Annotated in this window: 13 protein-coding genes and 2 tRNA genes; 1 reads left to right on the forward strand and 14 read right to left on the reverse strand. The window is 56.6% G+C overall.

What is annotated here, in order from left to right; all coding sequences use genetic code 11:
* Positions 1-677: 677 nt before the first annotated feature.
* From ACEXKH_RS07650 to ACEXKH_RS07710, 13 genes are all read right to left on the reverse strand, one after another.
* Positions 678-1,475 carry a TraX family protein gene (locus ACEXKH_RS07650; protein ID WP_373573677.1) on the reverse strand — a complete coding sequence of 266 codons (798 nt, stop codon included), beginning with the start codon at positions 1,473-1,475 and terminating at the stop codon, positions 678-680.
* Between the two features lie 193 nt (positions 1,476-1,668).
* Positions 1,669-1,744: transfer RNA gene (locus ACEXKH_RS07655), tRNA-Lys, on the reverse strand.
* A gap of 28 nt (positions 1,745-1,772) precedes the next feature.
* Positions 1,773-3,053, reverse strand: a complete 1,281-nt coding sequence (locus tag ACEXKH_RS07660; protein ID WP_373573678.1) for an aminopeptidase — start codon at positions 3,051-3,053, stop codon at positions 1,773-1,775.
* An 88-nt stretch (positions 3,054-3,141) separates the two neighbouring features.
* On the reverse strand, positions 3,142-3,717 hold the full coding sequence (locus tag ACEXKH_RS07665) for a hypothetical protein (protein WP_349074407.1): 576 nt from the start codon (positions 3,715-3,717) through the stop codon (positions 3,142-3,144).
* Positions 3,718-4,596, reverse strand: coding sequence for a phosphoribosylaminoimidazolesuccinocarboxamide synthase (locus tag ACEXKH_RS07670; RefSeq protein ID WP_349074458.1), 879 nt, complete (start codon positions 4,594-4,596; stop codon positions 3,718-3,720).
* A 118-nt stretch (positions 4,597-4,714) separates the two neighbouring features.
* Positions 4,715-6,280 (reverse strand): sensor histidine kinase, encoded by a 1,566-nt coding sequence (locus ACEXKH_RS07675; RefSeq protein ID WP_373573679.1) that lies wholly within the window; start codon positions 6,278-6,280, stop codon positions 4,715-4,717.
* Positions 6,281-6,292: 12 nt separating this feature from the next.
* Entirely contained in the window at positions 6,293-7,015 is a 723-nt protein-coding gene (locus tag ACEXKH_RS07680) for a response regulator transcription factor (protein ID WP_117735814.1), read from the reverse strand.
* Between the two features lie 153 nt (positions 7,016-7,168).
* Positions 7,169-8,380, reverse strand: a complete 1,212-nt coding sequence (locus ACEXKH_RS07685) for a twin-arginine translocation signal domain-containing protein (RefSeq protein WP_195361596.1) — start codon at positions 8,378-8,380, stop codon at positions 7,169-7,171.
* Positions 8,380-8,643 (reverse strand): TIGR03905 family TSCPD domain-containing protein, encoded by a 264-nt coding sequence (locus tag ACEXKH_RS07690; protein WP_373573680.1) that lies wholly within the window; start codon positions 8,641-8,643, stop codon positions 8,380-8,382. The genes ACEXKH_RS07685 and ACEXKH_RS07690 overlap by 1 nt, the downstream gene beginning before the upstream one ends.
* 113 nt (positions 8,644-8,756) lie before the next feature.
* On the reverse strand, positions 8,757-10,556 hold the full coding sequence (locus ACEXKH_RS07695; RefSeq protein WP_373573681.1) for a GGDEF domain-containing protein: 1,800 nt from the start codon (positions 10,554-10,556) through the stop codon (positions 8,757-8,759).
* The gene (locus ACEXKH_RS07700) at positions 10,553-11,470 is read right to left on the reverse strand and encodes a substrate-binding periplasmic protein (protein WP_373573682.1); all 918 of its coding nucleotides are present in this window, start codon (positions 11,468-11,470) and stop codon (positions 10,553-10,555) included. The genes ACEXKH_RS07695 and ACEXKH_RS07700 overlap by 4 nt, the downstream gene beginning before the upstream one ends.
* A 57-nt stretch (positions 11,471-11,527) precedes the next feature.
* Positions 11,528-12,874: an adenylosuccinate lyase gene (gene purB / locus ACEXKH_RS07705; protein WP_329738776.1), complete on the reverse strand. Its 1,347-nt coding sequence runs from the start codon at positions 12,872-12,874 to the stop codon at positions 11,528-11,530.
* A 425-nt stretch (positions 12,875-13,299) separates the two neighbouring features.
* Positions 13,300-13,374 (reverse strand) — tRNA-Gly (locus tag ACEXKH_RS07710).
* 297 nt (positions 13,375-13,671) lie between these two features.
* Between ACEXKH_RS07710 and ACEXKH_RS07715 the strand changes: the two genes are divergently transcribed.
* Positions 13,672-17,103 (forward strand): SpaA isopeptide-forming pilin-related protein, encoded by a 3,432-nt coding sequence (locus ACEXKH_RS07715; RefSeq protein ID WP_373573683.1) that lies wholly within the window; start codon positions 13,672-13,674, stop codon positions 17,101-17,103.
* 65 nt (positions 17,104-17,168) lie between these two features.
* On the opposite strand, the gene ACEXKH_RS07720 is transcribed toward ACEXKH_RS07715, so the two are convergent.
* Positions 17,169-17,387: a hypothetical protein gene (locus tag ACEXKH_RS07720; RefSeq protein WP_373573684.1), complete on the reverse strand. Its 219-nt coding sequence runs from the start codon at positions 17,385-17,387 to the stop codon at positions 17,169-17,171.
* Between the last annotated feature and the right edge of the window lie 7 nt (positions 17,388-17,394).

Consider the following 17,394-nt stretch of genomic DNA (forward strand, 5'->3'; position numbering starts at 1 on the left):
TCTCAAGGTGCACGCTTTGCGGCTGATCCGGTTCGACCGGGCCGCGCGGCAAGGAGATATATTGCCAGACCGGAGGGCCCCCGTGGGCGGGAATCGCGCACTCCATATTTTGTTCACAAATGAATAGAACCCTCAGTTGCTTCACTGAGGCCGTATTCGAAGCTGCAGCTTCTGATATTGGCGATGACCAGCTGGTTTATAGGTGTTAAGGCATCGGTCATCTCTGGAGCGCCACTTTACTCCAAAAGCATGAGCTATTTGTTTCCCGTCGGTAAAAGGCGGGTTTTGTTCGCCAAGCGTTCTTATATATAGAGAAGTTCGGGTTCGAACCCATGCACCGGCAACAAAAAAGCGACCAGCCGGAGCCGATCGCTTTCTATTCTATGTTGGAGCATCCAGAGGGTGCTTCCGAACTCATTTTCTCGCTGCCATTCATGCTTTCGAAGCATCGTTCGACCTCCGCAGCCTCATGTTTTGAGGATCTGCCGTGTTTATCACTGTTATTAATGAGTGTGTGGAAGTAATCCTCATACAGATACATGCGATCCGCCAGAGAACTGAGAAGCATCTTTCTGCAGTCCTCGTTGTCTCTCCTCGCATCCCTCCGGTCTTCCAGAAATTCACAAGCAGTCTTAGGGTCAATTTATTTCTGCTTTCAGAGACTTGCTTGAGAGTTTTTAAAGACAGTTCAAAACAATAAGTGAGACACCATAAAGTAGAGCAAGATGTGCCGGATAGAAAATGTAGAAGAAATATTTCAGCTTCAGCCCTCGCTTGCCATTATAAAAATTGATAAGCAACAACGAAACGACCGCGGCAGCAACATCAGGATTAAATACATTAGCTGCAGCAAACTCAAATCCGCCGCCAACTATATGGCACGACGAAAGGAGCACTGCGCATACTGCAGCAAAGAACATCTTGGCCTTGCTGTCGTGGAATAAATAGAATGCAGCCACAAGCAGAATGCCATACACACCGCCATCTAGTTTAGTGTATTCAGCTGCCAGTGCTGTCAAAACAATCAGAGCAGTTTCTGCGATGTACCTTTTCCATTTTGAAAGACTTTGTATCTTTTCCAGAATAATCAAAAAGACCAAGGAAAGCAGGAGCTCACACATAACATTTTGTTGCCGAAGGTCAAATAGTTGCCCGGTTTGAACGAAATCGTATATGGGCTCTGCAATGATTGCGAAGACAAGCATATTTCGCAGGTACTTCTTTATGTCATGAGTATGCAAAAATCCCTCAACTATCAAAAAGCAAAATAAGGGAAATGCAATTCTGCCAAGGACATGAAGCACATCCGAAGCTTCGCTTAAAATCGCCCACTGTTCGTCTGATATCTGACTGTACGATGCGTGAGTCATGATTCCATTGGTCAGGACGATCCTGCTTACATGATCGAGAACCATCGAAATGGCTGCTATTATCTTTAATGTGCTGCCGCTAATTCCGTATCTATCTGTTTTCATTTCGTTTACCTTTCTTTGGGTGGGCCGTCAGGGGTTCAGCCTGCTCCGCAGGCGGCCGCTGCGGCGCTTCGCGCCTTGCGCGCTGCGCTGGCAAGCGCTCACGCGTTTACTCAGCTCCGCGCCCCGACGGGTTCGAACCCGTGGCGCGGCAACAAAAAAGCGGCCGGCATCCGCCAGTCGCTTTTCTATTCTATGGTGGGCCGTCAGGGGTTCGAACCCTGGACCTTGGGATTAAAAGTCCCCTGCTCTGCCAGCTGAGCTAACGGCCCGCGGGTGGCATTGTACCACGGTCTGGGACTATTCCCAACTCCATTGGCCGTTCTGGAAAATCACAACTTCACGTCCATCAGGTGTAATGCCCGTAATATCGATATCGTCCGTGCCAATCATAAAGTCGACATGCGTGCTCGAGACGTTAACGCCATGCTCCAGGAGTTCCTCTTTGGACATATCATATCCACCCTCGATGCACTCGGGGAAGCCGACGCCCAGCGCAAGGTGACAGCTGGCGTTCTCGTCATAGAGCGTGTCATAGAACAGAACGCCACTTTCGCGGATCGGCGTGTTCTTGGAGATGAGCGCGACCTCGCCCAGACGAGCGGCACCTTCGTCGGTGTCAATGATGCTCGCAAGCGTCGCCTTGCCCACGCGGGCATCGTAGTCCACTACGCGGCCGGCCTCGAGCTTAATCCAAAAATCGTCAACCTTGTTACCGTGGTGAATGAGCGGCATAGCCGAATACACGATACCGTCGGCACGCATACGGTCAGGCGAGGTGAAGACCTCCTCGGTGGGGATGTTGGGGAAGAAGGGGTGTCCATCGGGCGTCTTGCCCTTGCCGCCGGCCCACTCGTGACCCTTCGTCATGCCAATCGTCAGATCGGTTCCATTTGCCGCGGTGTAATGCAGGCAGTCAAAACGATTATCGTTCAAGAAGCGCAGGTTCTTTTCGAATGCGGCGTCATGGAGTTCCCAGTCGCTCTCCGGATCCTGGCCATCGGCACGAGCGGTGTGCAGAATCGCATTCCATAGTTTATAGATCGCAACCTCATCCGCATCGCCCGAGAACACCTCGCGAGCCCAGGCAACGACCGGCGCGCCGGCGATGCACCACGGGTTGATGTTGTAGTCCAGCCCACGGCGGAAGACCTTGCACTGCGTGTTCCTTGCCTTGGAAGCCGCGGCGGGCTTGGCGGGATCGATGCCCTTGAGAGCCGCAGGGTCCGCGCCCTCGATAAAGATAAAGCAGGCGCCATCTTGGGCCAAGGAATCCAGCTGCAGGCGCTTCCACTCGGGCGTCTGCTCAAAATAGCTTTTCTCAACATGCTCGTACGTGAGCCTCGTCACGGCGTCATCGGCCCAAATAACCGTCACGTGACCGGCACCGGAGGCATAAGCCTCCGCGACCACCACGCGGGCAAAGGACGCGCACTCGACCGGAGACTGAACGACAACCTCCTGGCCGGGCTTGACGTTTACGCCCTTGCGGACAACCAGGCGCGCATAGTTTTTAATCTTGGGCTCCAGGGCCTTCATGCCTTCCAGAGCTTCTTCGACCGTCAGGGCAGCTCGAATCATGTGCCACTCCATCTATCTATAGGACAATAAAAAGGCGCGCCGCAAAACGACGCGCCTTATATCTTAGCGATAAGTGTAAATGCAAACGCTACTTCTTCTTGGAGTCCTTTTTGTCCTCCTCGGCAGCTGCGCGCTCGATAAGAGCGTTGAGCTTGTTCTCGGACATGCCCTCGGCCTGCGCGCGATACATGTTGCGCAAGGGACGAATACGAGCGAAGTCGTAGATAAAGTCACCTAGGATGATGACATAGGACAAGACGATGCCGACCATCTGAACGGGACTGGACACCGTGCCGCCGGGAGCGAAATAGAGCGAAGCCCAAATTGCCACGACGAGCACCATGCCGATAGCGAGCACAGCCCACCAAATACGGCGGCGCTTGGTGTAGTCCTCATCCTGCTTGAGAAGGATATTCGACACCGTGTAGATGCGATCCTCGTGGGCGCGCTGCTTGGCCTTGCGGGCGCGTTTTTCCTCCTTGGAAAGGCCTTCCAGATTTTCGCCCTTCTCGAGCTCTTTGCGTCGTGCCTTGGACGATGCCGGCACGACGTGAACAGAGCTCGCTGCCTGACGGGCGGGCTTAGCGGATGCGGCGGACTTGCGCGCAACCCCGGTAACCTCGCGGGATTGCGTGCGCTTGTTCGTGGCGCTACGGGTACTCACTTACGCGTTCTCCTTCATGCTTGTGAACTGGGAGCCCGTGATGATTTGGAAGGCCTCGCGATAGCGCTCGGACGTGCCATCGATGACCTCGGCGGGCAGGTGCGGGGTCTCCCCCGTCATATCCCAGTTGGCCTTGAGCCAATTGCGGACGAATTGCTTGTCGTAGCTAGGCTGGATCTTGCCCTCCTCGTAGCTGGCAGCAGGCCAGAAACGGCTGGAGTCGGGCGTGAGGCACTCGTCGATCAGCGTGACCTTGCCATCGATAACACCAAACTCGAACTTGGTGTCGGCGATGATGATGCCACGGGTCGCGGCGTACTCGGCGGCAGCCTTGTAGATCTTAAGAGACAGATCGCGGATCTGCGTGGCGATGTCCTCGCCAACGATCTCGCAGCAACGCTCATACGAGATGTTCTCGTCATGGTCACCGATCTCGGCCTTCGTGGAGGGCGTGAACAGCGGCTCAGGGAGCTTGGACGCCTCCGTCAGGCCCTCAGGCAGCTGAATGCCACAGACAGTACCGTTCTCGTCGTAGGTCTTCTTGCCCGAACCGGTCAGATAGCCGCGAACGATGCACTCGATAGGAATCGTCTGCGCCTTCTTGACCAGCATGGCGCGACCAGCGAGATAGTCACGGTACTCAGCAAACTCCTCGGGGAAATCCGCCGGGTCGATGGAGACGAGGTGGTTAGGAACAATGTCGGCAAACTTATCGAACCAGAATGCCGAGATGCGGTTGAGCACCTCTCCCTTAAACGGAATCTCGTCGGGAAGAATGAAGTCGAACGCAGAAATGCGGTCGGTGGCGACCATCAGCAGGTTTTCACCGGCATCATAGATATCACGAACCTTGCCACGGGAATCCGGACGACGCTCCATCGTTGTCACGTGAGTCACTCCTTACCTAAATACGACAGTAATGCGGGTTCTTCCCCGCACGTTTTCGCAAACTCGGAGCGGCAGGGACGAAACCCCTCCTTCACCGAATAGCGAAAAGCTAGTGCTCCATTGTAGTAGATGCCGCGTCCGCCGTGTGCTCGCGTGGCAGATGAATCGTAAAAGTCGTACCCTTTCCAAGCTCCGACTCCACGGATATATAGCCATGGTGGCGCTCGACGATTTGCTTGGTCACGGCAAGGCCCACGCCCAGACCGCCCGCCTCGCGGGCGCGGCTGGCGTCGGCACGCCAAAAACGTCCGAAAATGCGCGACAGGTCTTCCTTGGCGATACCGATACCCGTGTCCGAGACCGCAATATCGACGTGTTTACGGTCACTGAGCACCGACACCACGACCCATCCACCCTCGGGGGTATAGCGCATGGCGTTACTCATGAGGTTGATGACGCATTGCGTGATCATATCGGGATCGGCCTCGACGACATCGTCATGTCCCTGGGTTTCATCTGCAAAGCGAAGACGAAGGTCACGGTCGGCAAACAGACGCTCCTGGCCGTTCACTATCGATCGCACGAACGGAACCATGTCCACCGGTTCGAGATTGAGCGGAGCAGTGCTATTTTCCATGCGCGACAGGTCGAGCATCTGCTGAACCAGACGGGCCAGACGACGCGTCTCGGAAGCGACCGTCTCCAGATGCTCGTCGTCGGTGGGATACACGCCGTCCTGCATGGCCTCGACCGTTGCAAGCATGGCCATGAGCGGCGTGCGCAGCTCGTGGGCAACATCAGAGGTTAGGCGCTTCTCGTGCTTCATATCCTTTTCGAGTGAGGTGGCCATCTCGTCGAAGGTCTCTCCCAGCTGATCGATCTCATCATCGCCGCGCAAGCCCGTACGAGCGGACAGGTCTCCATCGCGAATCTGCTTGGCGGTGCTGGTAATACGATGAATCGGCTTGGTGAGCATGCGCGACATGAGCGCTCCGATAACGACCGAGATGCAGACGGCCACAACCGCGGCAAGGGCCATGGCGTTAAAGGTCTTCTCTCTGAATGCTGAGTCTGCCCTGGTGAGCAGGGCATCGGAGCCGATAGCCCACAGCTTTACCTGTCCGACATGCTCGCCAGAAGACGTTATGATTTCGACGTTGGCAACGCTATCGGAGTCGGTGGGCGCCGACGAAACCGGACTATGCGAGGCCTTTTTACCGCTCGAGCTGCTCGACGCCGATTCGCTCTCGCGCACATCGGCGGTCGCACTTGCCGAGGGCCATGAGTCGTCATAGACGACAACGCCCTTTTTGTTGACGACCTGCATGCCAAGATCGTCGGACACCAGACTCGATGTCGCGACCGTGCGCAGCTCGCCCGCAGCCCAATTGCCGTTTTCCTCGTACGACGTCGCAAGCTTTTCGGCTGCGGAATTGGCGATCTCGACGATATTGGCGCGCGTGTAGTCCGAAAAAACCGTGCCCCATACAACGGAGACTACGCCCACCAGCACCAATACCGTCATGAGCGATGTCAGGGCAAAGGCCAGGGCCATGCGCGAGGGATAGCTCATCGTTGGCCGTGAATCGGAACGAGGCGTGTTCCAACTAGCCTTGGAACCCGCCTCGTTCTCCTGCTTATGCTTTTGCCCGATTTCAAAGCGCGCAGGTGTCATATGTGATTTCCTTTATTTCTCGTCCGACTTATCGGTCTTGGTCGGAGCCTCGAAGCGGTAGCCGACACCGTGGACGGTGTAGAGCCACTTGGGCTTCTTGGGGTCGTCGCCCAGCTTGGCGCGAAGGTTCTTCACGTGGCTGTCGATGGTGCGCTCGTAACCCTCAAAGTCGTAGCCGAGCACCTTCTCGACCAGCTCCATGCGGTTGTAGACGCGGCCGGGGTGACGGGCAAGCGTGGTGAGCAGCTTGAACTCGGAAGCCGTCAGGTCGACTTCCTTGCCCTCGACCAAAATCTTGTGGCCCGAGATGTCAATGACCAGATCGCCAAAGTCGAGCACCTCGACGGCCGGCTCATCGGCCTGGTGGGCACGGCGGAACAAGGCGCGCACGCGCGCGACAAGCTCGCGCGGCGAGAACGGCTTGATCAGGTAGTCGTCGGCACCGAGCTCGAGACCGATAATACGGTCCTCGATCTCGCCCTTGGCCGTCAGCATAATGATGGGGACATCCGAGGTGTCGCGAATGGTGCGGCAAACGCGCTCGCCGGGAATCTTAGGGAGCATGAGGTCGAGCACGACCAGGTCGAACTGATGCTTCTCGAACTCCTCGATAGCGGACTGGCCGTCGCCCACGCCCACAACCCAATAGCCCTCGCGCTCGAGATAGGCAGCGACAGCGTCACGGATTGCCTTCTCATCCTCGACCAGCAGAATCTTTTTTGCATCTGAAGCCATAACACGGCCCCCCTGTCTCAATTAGCTAAGAACAAGCTCATTTTAACGCACCTGAGCCCACCGGGTATCGCATGGGTGCGATAGCTCGGCGGGCGGTACTCATAGTCACAACGCGCTTATTCCCCTGTCGACGCCTTTTTAACCCCTCGGAGACTAAAGAGAGAACAAGCGAGCGGTAACCGTCTCGGGAATCCCCTGACTGTTACGCACCGTTGCGTACGTTAAGAACGAGTTCGATTTACCCGCCGTAGCAGGATAATCGCCATACTCCAAGGCTCGGTCGGGCGACAGAAGCGAGCCGTAGGTCTTAGCCGAAGTGTCAATCAAAAAATGCGACGCCTGAACTTTAACCAGGTATTTATTTTTCCTTCCCGCGGCGCACGCGAGCGGCTCACGCGAAAGGAAGAGGTACGGCCCGCCCTCGCTACCGATATAGGTGCCCATATTGCCCAGGCTACCCACACCGCTATACGTCGCCTCGATGGAGAACACGAAGGTGTCGCCCATATACACGGCCTCGAAAGGCGAAACCGACGAAGGCAGCACCAGCTGAGCTCGCTTCGTGTTGTTGCCGTCAGTCAGGTCGATCGCCGTCATACCGTAATAGACGCCCTCATCATTGTGCACGCGGGGCGAGATGGTCAGGATGCCGTCGCTCACACGCGGGGCGGATGCAAAACGGCCCGTTGACTTCCAAATAGTCTCAGGCTTGGACTCGCTGGGCGACTGACGGTAGCAGTACGAATCGTTACTCGTCTTGGTGCCGCCGGACGAAGGCATCTTATACCAGATGACCGACGACCCATACGCTGTGAAGAGCGGCGGATCGTAGTTTTCGCCACCGCGGTCGAGCTCGACAGCGTTGCCGGTAAGGGAGGAGCCTGCAAGGTTTTGCGCATAGAGTTTCCAGGACGCATTGGCAAAGTTCATCTCGACCCACGCGAACACGCCATCACCCGCGCGAACGTCGTAAAACGCATAACCGGTTCCCTCAATGGGATCCTCGATAAGTGTGGTAAGCGAGCCATCGCCTAGGTTGAGCACACCAAGCGTATTGGCATGCAGGGCAGAAGCAGGCGCCATCATCGCGGCAGCGTAGTCGCCATCGCAGTAGTACAGCAGCGTGCCCAGCGGCAGCGTCCACGAGGCCGCGGGCTCAAGATCGATATCGACAGCCTCGTACTCATCAGTGATCGAGACAATCTTCGAATCGTCCTTGATAACCTGCGGCTCGCCAGCGGCGTCATCACTCGTGCCCGTTTTTTTCGAGCAACCGGCCAGTACGGCAGCAGCACCGGTAGCGGCGCCACCCAGCACAAAACCTCGACGCGTTATTCCATTCTTAAAGCGATCAGCGATGCTCATTAGGCGATCTCTGCGCGAGCGGCCTCGATAGCGCGCGTAAGCTGATCGGCGCAAGAGGTCTTTTTCATACCGCAGGTATTACCGGCGAGAACCTCGATTATGCGATCGGCGGGAGCGCCTTCGACCAGCCTGGAGATGGCCTTGAGGTTGCCATCGCAGCCGCCGGTAAACTCGACGCCCAGCACCTTGCTGCCATCGTCAGAGAGATTGAGGTGAATATTGCGAGAGCATACACCCTGAGGCTTGTAGTCAAAACTAATCATTGAGATCCCCTCTCAGAAAGAAATTTCAGACGTCTATTATCCCCGCCTGGACCGACTTATTATCGCAAGCACCGATTCAACATCCTACGATGCTTGGACTGGCGGGGGCAAGATTAGCAGTCCGCACCCTGTACGTGGACCATGCGCTTCTCCCGATACATATTGTGGTCGGCGACGCGATATACATCGGCCAGCGTATTTCCAGCCGTCTCGACGGTCGCCACGCCAATCGATGCGCTGACCGTCAGGGTCTCATCGCTTACCGCGGCAAGACCGAGACGAAGATCCTGTTCCAGCCCGAGCGCAGACTCGTTGTCAGTATGGGGGCAAACCAGCAAAAACTCGTCGCCGCCAACGCGCATCGGCAGGTAATCCGCACCAGCCACCCGCCGCAGCACGGACGCCGTCCGTCGCAGCAGTTCATCCCCCATCTCGTGACCATAGATGTCGTTGGTCCGCTTGAGATAATTACAGTCCACCATAATCACGCTCACTGGCAAGTCCTCGTTTACCAGGCTATCTCCACGCGATTCCAGATAGTTGCGGTTGCGAAGCCCCGTCAGTTTATCTTGGTATGACAGCTCCTCGGCATGCTTGACCATCGATATGTTGTGCGTCGCCACGACGACCGAATCCAACCGGCCTTGCTCATCGCGATGCTGGGGGACAACCTGTAGCGAGTACCAAGTGCCTCGACAATCTCGCACCTCGGCAGCCAAGTACGGTACGCCCTCCATGCGTTCACGAAGCGTACTTATATCTACGAGCCCCACGACCGCTTCGCGGCTTTCGGGGCTCACGATATCCCGGCAGACCGTGTCCATAAAGTCATATGCCTCGCTATGCTCGGCAAACATCTTCGCTATCGCCGGCGACATATTGATTCCCTCGATCTCGAGGGTGTCAAGATGCAAAAGGAAGGTCGAATCGTAGATGGCGCTTATGGCATTGATAATGCCGAGCTGTTTATCCTTTTCGACCAAATTGCGGTGGTCAGCGATATTTCGAGCCAACAGTACCACGACCCAAAACGCAAGGCACACCAAGACGCCGACGGCGACAAATGAAATCCTGTCGGACATGACCTCAGATTTGGGATATAGCGCAAACAGGCGGTAGTCCTTATATGCCGCACGCACGGCATATAAGGTGGTCCCCCGATATTCGATACGTGTTACGCCCTCGTCTTTCCAGTCAATTCCGCTATCGGCGAGAAGCCGGGCAAGGGTTATATCGCCGGTCGAATCGTTTGAAGAAACGATTTGCGCATCGCGCATCACAAGCACTGTTGGACTCTGATGGAACGTGTTGTTCACAAGGACGTCGGCGATCGTGTATGAATAGTCATCGGCGGGCTCAGCCGCAAGGGATCGATACCCCAACGCCACCCCATCACCGTATGGAACGGCACTCACGGCAAAGTCGACACCGCGGCGCTCGACAGCGGTCGAGTAGGAAACTTTGGACCCTCGATACATCGATGCGATCGACGAACAGGCCAGCTCCTCTCGCCACAGCATGAGTGGATCGCGGCCGTCGATATCGTAATGGGCGACCATATGACCATCGGCGTCCATGACCAACATTCCCGAAAGGCTCTCGGTATGGACATATTCCTCGACCAGATCGTCGTTGACTTCAAATCGATCAGGCGGCAAGAACGTCGCAAACGACTCGAGCGCCGCATCCAAATTGTGCGTCGCCTCGGTTTTTCTTCCCTGTTCATATCGGTCATATTTTTCGCAGGCATTTTTTAAAAACACCATGGTTTCCTGGCCGAACCCAAGCGTTTTATCAAGGCAGCGATGCGTGCCAACCATATAGAGCAGACTCAGTAGGGCAACGCTGGCCACGATGCCGATGCCCACTGCGGCTAAACTCTTTCGGCGAAAGCGGCGCTCGTCATTTGTCATGATTCCGCTCCTTGCCCGCCTGTCGTCGCTCCTGCTTTGTAATTGTCCACAATGTGCTCTATCGTGCCGTCTCGATCCATGTCGGACAGTGCGGTATCGAGGTTTTTGACGTACTCCCCCTCATAGCTATCATCAAACGCGACGCCCAGGTCAATCGTCATAACGTTGCCGGCGAACACACGATAAACGCCAGGATACTGGGCAACGAGTCGATCAAGCGACTGAACGTCCGCCATCCAACAGTCGACATACCCTTTGGCGAGGGCGGCTTTGCAGAGTTCGGCAGAACCATACGATTTGATTTGCACGTCCGGCGAGATATCCAGATCCCCTGCGAGCAATCGGCGTTCGCTCACCGAGCCCGCAATCACCGCAATGGTCTTGCTTCCATCGAGATGCGCCAAGGAATTGATGCCACTCGTTTTCTTGGCGGCGACCGAAACCGTCAGGGTCAAATACGGCTCAGTCCAGTAATACTTATCCTCGCGATAACAGGGAGAATAGTCGCACCACAGGCAATCGATATCGCCGTTTTTGAGTAGGCGGTCACGGTCATTCCAAGAAATGTCGATAAATTGCGGCTTGATCCCCGCGCGCTTGCAGGCCTCGCGGGCGATGCCGATATCGATACCGGCGTAATCGCCCGTGGTATCGACATACACATAGGGGTCGTTATCCGTAACGCCGATTTTGAGTACCGGGAGGTCTTTGTCGGCTTCATTCGGGGAGGAAGAACTGCTTCGAACGATATACGTCAGGGCGCCCACACAGACGGCAACAAGAAGTATGAGCGTAAACGAGACGATGGCGGCTCGCTTGATACGTCCGGGCACACGCCTCCCTTCATCGAAACAGCAGTCGGATTTCATTTTATACCCGGGGCTGATGCGGCGATAAAAAAGCGCCTCACCCAAGATGGGCAAGGCGCCAAAGGTTGAAATGCATCCGCAAGCGGTCGAATTAGGTTAACCCTACTCGAAGCTCAGCTGCTCCAGGCGGTCGAAGACCGTGTCGATACGGGTGAGGAAGTCCCACGGATCAAAGATCTCGTCGAGTTTTTCCTGGCTAACGGTGCAGCGCGGATCGGCCTCGAGACGCTCCTTAAAGGTGGGGCCGGAGACACAATCCTGCACCTCGTGCCAGGTGGCCATGGCGTTTTCCTGCACGATAGCGTAGGCGTCCTCGCGGGTGATGCCCGTATCGACGAGGGCCAGCAGGACCTTGGAGGAGAAGATGAGGCCGCGGGTCTTGTTGAGATTGGCCATCATGCGGGCCGGATACAGCTGCAGGCCGTCGATAACGCGAATGAGGCACTGGAACATATGGTCGAGTGCGATGAAGCTATCGGCCTGGGCGACGCGCTCGGCGGAAGAGTGCGAAATGTCGCGCTCGTGCCACAGGGCAACGTTGTCAAAGGCGACCTGAGCGTTGGACTTCACGACGCGCGACAGGCCGCAGACCTTCTCCATGGTGATGGGGTTGCGCTTGTGCGGCATGGCGGAGCTGCCCTTTTGGCCCTTGCGGAAGGGCTCCTCGGCCTCGAGCGTATCGGTCTTCTGCAGGTTGCGGACCTCGGTCGCGATGCGCTCGCAGGTGGCCGCTGTAGTGGCAAGCACGCCGGCAAGGTAGGCGTGGTGATCGCGACTGATGACCTGCGTGGACAGCGGATCGTGGACCAGGCCCAGGTGCTCGCAGACGTACTCCTCGACGAACGGCTCGATGGAGCTGTAGGTGCCGACGGCACCGGAGATGGCACCGAAGGCAACGTTCCTGCGAGCATCCTCAAGACGATCGAGATCGCGCTTGAGCTCCCATGCCCAGGAGCCAAACTTCATACCGAAGGTCATCGGCTCGGCATGGATGCCATGGGTGCGGCCGGCGCAGAGCGTATTGCGCTCCTCGAAGGCACGACGCTTGCAGATCACGCCGAGCTTCTTAACGTCCTCGATAATCAGGTCACACGCCTGAGTAAGCTGATAGCACAGAGCCGTATCACCCAGGTCAGAGCTGGTCATACCGTAGTGAACCCAGCGGCTAGGCTTGGGCTCGCCCTCGGGAACATCGGCGTCGATATATTCCTTCATGTTGGTCAGGAAGGCGATGACATCGTGGCGCGTGACCTCCTCGATCTCGTCAACCTTCGCCTTCTCAAAGTTGGCGTGGTCGCGAATCCACTGGGCCTCTTCTTTGGAAATACCGATCTTGCCGAGCTCCGCCTGAGCCTCGCAGGCCAGGACCTCAATCTCCTGCCAAATGGCATACTTGTTCTCGAGGGAGAAGATATGTCCCATCTCCGGGCGGGTATAGCGATCGATCATAGCGGCTCCTTTTTGGTTATTGGCACGTTGGTCGTAACCCAACCATTGTACCGTGCGCGGGCGCGAGTAGCGATAACGGGCATTAACCTAACATTTTGAAACAGGAGCGGCCATGGGAACGTCCGCGTATTTGCTTTGCAAATACGCACCGGCTGCGGGCGATCCACTCGGATTCACGAAGCCGCGGGGGAAGACTTTGTTGAATTGGCCGTCCCCATGTCTCCCGTGCTCGGTGGAGCGGGCAACGGGACGTCCGCGTATTTGCTTCGCAAATCCGCACCGGCTTCAGGCGCCTGCCGGCACCTTCGCCTGCTCGCTACAAACGCTTCGCGTTTGCTTTACGCTCGCACCCTGGCGGGTTCGAGTCCCGGCGCTTGGTAGTAAAAAGCACGGCAACGTAACGCTGCCGTGCTTGTGCTTTTTACTGGAGCGGGCAACGGGATTCGAACCCGCGAGTGTCAGCTTGGGAAGCTGATGCCTTACCACTTGGCGATGCCCGCTTGTGTGTTGGCTAGTATAACGCGGTTGTCTTGTTCGATACAAGGGTGTCGATGCTTGTTTTAGCTGTGGAGAATCGTTTGAAAACCGCGCCGATTGTGGAGATGAGGACCTCTGTCGTTCTTTTCTTACCATCTTCTACCTGCGTTTTTATCTGATTGTTGTATTTGAGCTCGATTTGTCAGAAATCGGGCAAGCTTTTGGTCAGCTTCTGGTACTTACCCGCATGAACCATGGCGGTAGCCTCATCCCAAGCGCCGCGGCCTCCCCGTGCGGCGCACGAGGGATAAGGAGCAGCCATGTCCAACGCACCCACGCACTCTGTCCACAGCGCAATCGCAACAGGTCCGCTGCTCCTGCTCCTCTTTTTTCTGATCGGCTGCCTAGCCCCAGGGACCGCACTCGCCGTCGACGGGAGTGACGTCCTCAATTTCCGCACCATAAGCGACGGTTGCGGCCCCTTCGGTGTCGGTAAATACGAGGCACAGGACACTTCAATTTCGTACTGCATGAATCAAGACTGCCCCGGCCCCAGCAAGCCGGGAGGGCCATGGCGCACATATAGCCAGGGCTGGACATGGCTCGATGACGAATTTGCCGCCATCGTCTGTCACGGATACCCCTCCAGTACATCCTTTGGCGGCCACAATCTGTCGCCCGATCTCGCTCGTGCCGCCACCCAGATTGCCGTGTGGATGCTCAACGGAACCACGCGCCCCGACGGCACCTATTCGTATACAAATAGCAAGGGAGTTGCCAGGAGCGGTAGGTTTTACGAAAACGCCGAGGCCGTAGCGGCTGCACGTTGGCTCTACGAGAGCGCTAAGTCCGGATCTATTAAGGCAGCCCCACATCGAGCCAGACGTTATCACGGCCCGGTCTCGGGCGAGGGTCGGCACCAGGACATGCTCTATGTTCTGCCCGCCGTCTCCGTATCGTTCCAAAAACAATCGTCCCAGGCTGACATCACCGCCGGCAACGACACCTACAGACTCGGTGGCGCAACCTTCGATATCTTTGAAAGTGCGGGCGATGCACGTGTCGGCACTATCCAGATGGACGAAAACGGGCGTGCACAAGCAACGCTTTTGCCCAATACGGCATATTACCTGGTCGAAACCAAAGCCCCGGCAGGTTATATCCCTCGAAGCGACCGAATAACCTTCACCACACAAAACAGCGGCGAACATGTCACTATCAACGAGCAGCCCGGCACCATCACCTTGCGTATTGCAAAAATCGATGCCGCCACGGATGCCGGCGCCCAAGTTGGGGCGTCGCTTGTGGGCGCTGAATTTACCTGCGTCTCGCAATCAACTCCCGGCTGGACTCGCACCCTTACGACCGACGAAAACGGATGGGCGATCCTCAATGACGTTCCTCTGGGCACCTTTACCATCTACGAATCGAAAGCACCCGAGGGCTATTTGATTTCAAACGACTGTTGGAGCTACACCGTCGGTGCCGAGCAACTCGGAGATACGGGCATCGTTGAGCTCGAAAGCCGTATTCCCAACATCCCCATCGCCTTTGACCTTGAAATCTCGAAGTTTAAGGACCATGGCGATAGCGATGAGTCCGGCCTTGAGCAGCCGGCGGGAGGCGTCGTCTTTGAAGTTGTCAACAATAGCTCCCAACAAGTCGTCGGCACGTTGACCACAAACGTTTACGGCTTTGCCTCCACCAAAGACCAGCCCGAAGCATGGTTTGGCGCAGGCAAGCGACCCGCCGGCGCTCACGGTGCCATTCCCTACGACCGCGCGGGCTACACCGTTCGCGAGGTTGCAGAAACGGTCCCTGAAGGATTTAAGCAAGCGGGGGAATGGACCATCACAGCAGAGCAGACCGCAGACGGCGCCGAGCTTCAGTACATCATTGACAACCATGCCCTATCGACACACCTTCAAATCGTAAAGCGCGATGCTCAGACCGGCGGCACCGTACCGCTTGCCGGCTTTACGTTCCAGCTGCTCGATAGCCACCACGAGCCCGTCTCGCAAACATGTTGGTATCCGACCCACAATGTAATGAATACCTTCACAACCGATACAGCCGGCGCCGTCACGCTGCCCGAATCACTTCATCCCGGAACATACTACGTGCACGAGGCATCGGCCAAGGAACCGTATCTGCGCGGAGAAGACCTGGAGATAACGATTCCCTCCGACAGAAATCTGACACCAGTCGCCGTCGCCTCGTTCTATGACGACGCAGCAACCGGAAGCATCGAAATCATTAAGACGGATGCTGTAGATGGGCGCACCCTCGCTGGAGCCACGTTTGACATCCGCGCTGATGGCGACATCGTGCGAACCGATGGCAGCATCGTTGCCCTGGATGGCGAAACCGTCGCCACCGTTACAACCGACGAACGGGGGCATGCGCGAGTCGACCATCTTTCGCTGGGATGCGGTACCGCCACCTACGAGGTTGTCGAGACACAAGCGCCCGAAGGCTATCTGCTCAACCCGACCCCACATACTGTGAAGTTGTCGTACGCTGACCAGCAAACGCCCGTGATCGAAGTGCGCCTTGACGTTTCCAACGACTACACCAAGATCGATGTCTCCAAAGTCGACGCGTGCGGAGGTCAGGAAGTGACAGGCGCCGAGCTTGTCCTCTGCGACTCCAATGGCAACGAAATCGATTCTTGGACCTCATCCGGCAAACCGCACCGCATTGAGCACCTTTCACCCGGCACCTATACCCTACGCGAAACGATGTCTCCGCGTACCTACGACCTCGCCGAAGAGATAACGTTTGAAGTAAAAGCCACGGGAGAAGTTCAAACCGTAGCCATGAAGGATGCCCCCATCGAGATCAGGGGGAGCGTCGATAAGCGCCAAGAGATTACACAGCCAGTCATAAGCAAACTTGTTGCCAACGGCGACGGAAAAAACCGAGCCAAAGCACGGGCCAATACGCAAGGGGCCTTCTCCTATACCATCGACGCCAAAAATGAGTCGAGCACCTGGGTCGACGAGCTGACCATCACCGACGACCTTGAGTGTGCCAAAGATGGCGCAGCGAAACTTGTTGCCGTTGAAACCCCTATTGCGGTCGGTGATCTAAACGGGCTGTGCAACGTGTGGTATCGAACGTCTCCGGCAGGAACAAGCGATACGGGCAAGCAGGTCAATGCAACGCTTGACGACGGGCATCGCAATCCTTGGCTCGAAACGGAAGAGGTTACAAAGCTGCTGGGCGACGATGTGCGTCTCGTCGATTACGACGGGTGGCACCTATGGAAAGCAGATATCCCGACGGACAAGTCCGTCACGCTCGATACGAAAGAGATTGATCTTACGGACGACTCCGTCATCACGGGCATCCGTTTTGAATACGGTGCGGTAGCCGCCGACTTTACAACCAGAAGCGAGGCGGGCTCTTGGACCCGGGATGACCTTAAAGACGAACACGACGATCTCGACGATGCCAAGGCGGCCCTTAACTCGGATGCCCGAGGCGTAGTCGTGCACATGCAGGCAACGTCGTCCTATACGCCCCAAACCGCACTTGCCAACAGCGCGCGCGTCGATCTTTGCCGCAACGGCGGTGGCGATAAACTCGAGGCGCATGATGAGGACCGCGTCATCCAACGATGCGCCCTGCCTCAGAACCTGCCGGCAACGGGATCTGTTCCCGTCGCCGCATGCATCACCGCACTCCTGACCTCGGGTACTGCAGCCATATGGTTCACTCGCCTTAGGTCAGCCACAAGGAAGCGCTAGCACGATAAAAAGGCGGGCGAGCCAGTCTCCCGGCTCGCCCGCCTTGGGCATAAACGATGAATCGGCTATTTAGCAGATAACGAACCGCCATCGATGGCTGCCTGATCGGACTCGGAAATACCGTCGGCACCCAAACTTTGCTCTTGCTCCACCTCTTCGTTCATTGTTGTCTCGGGCGTCGAGCCCTTAACGCCAACGACATACGCGGCCCCAAAACCCAATGCGATAGCAATCAGGGTCAAAATCAGATAGATGGGCCAATGGCGCTTGATGTACGAAAACACGCTGACT

This window comes from Collinsella aerofaciens ATCC 25986 (genome assembly GCF_964259375.1).
Lineage (GTDB): Bacteria > Actinomycetota > Coriobacteriia > Coriobacteriales > Coriobacteriaceae > Collinsella > Collinsella aerofaciens_BO.

Coding starts and splice junctions, on each gene's coding strand:
- ACEXKH_RS07660 (WP_373573678.1), bottom strand. CDS start 3,053: ATGATTCGAGCTGCCCTGACGGTCGAAGAAGCTCTGGAAGGCATGAAG.
- ACEXKH_RS07670 (WP_349074458.1), bottom strand. CDS start 4,596: ATGGAGCGTCGTCCGGATTCCCGTGGCAAGGTTCGTGATATCTATGAT.
- ACEXKH_RS07715 (WP_373573683.1), top strand. CDS start 13,672: ATGTCCAACGCACCCACGCACTCTGTCCACAGCGCAATCGCAACAGGT.
- ACEXKH_RS07695 (WP_373573681.1), bottom strand. CDS start 10,556: ATGACAAATGACGAGCGCCGCTTTCGCCGAAAGAGTTTAGCCGCAGTG.
- ACEXKH_RS07650 (WP_373573677.1), bottom strand. CDS start 1,475: ATGAAAACAGATAGATACGGAATTAGCGGCAGCACATTAAAGATAATA.
- ACEXKH_RS07685 (WP_195361596.1), bottom strand. CDS start 8,380: ATGAGCATCGCTGATCGCTTTAAGAATGGAATAACGCGTCGAGGTTTT.
- purB (WP_329738776.1), bottom strand. CDS start 12,874: ATGATCGATCGCTATACCCGCCCGGAGATGGGACATATCTTCTCCCTC.
- ACEXKH_RS07680 (WP_117735814.1), bottom strand. CDS start 7,015: ATGGCTTCAGATGCAAAAAAGATTCTGCTGGTCGAGGATGAGAAGGCA.
- ACEXKH_RS07690 (WP_373573680.1), bottom strand. CDS start 8,643: ATGATTAGTTTTGACTACAAGCCTCAGGGTGTATGCTCTCGCAATATT.
- ACEXKH_RS07675 (WP_373573679.1), bottom strand. CDS start 6,280: ATGACACCTGCGCGCTTTGAAATCGGGCAAAAGCATAAGCAGGAGAAC.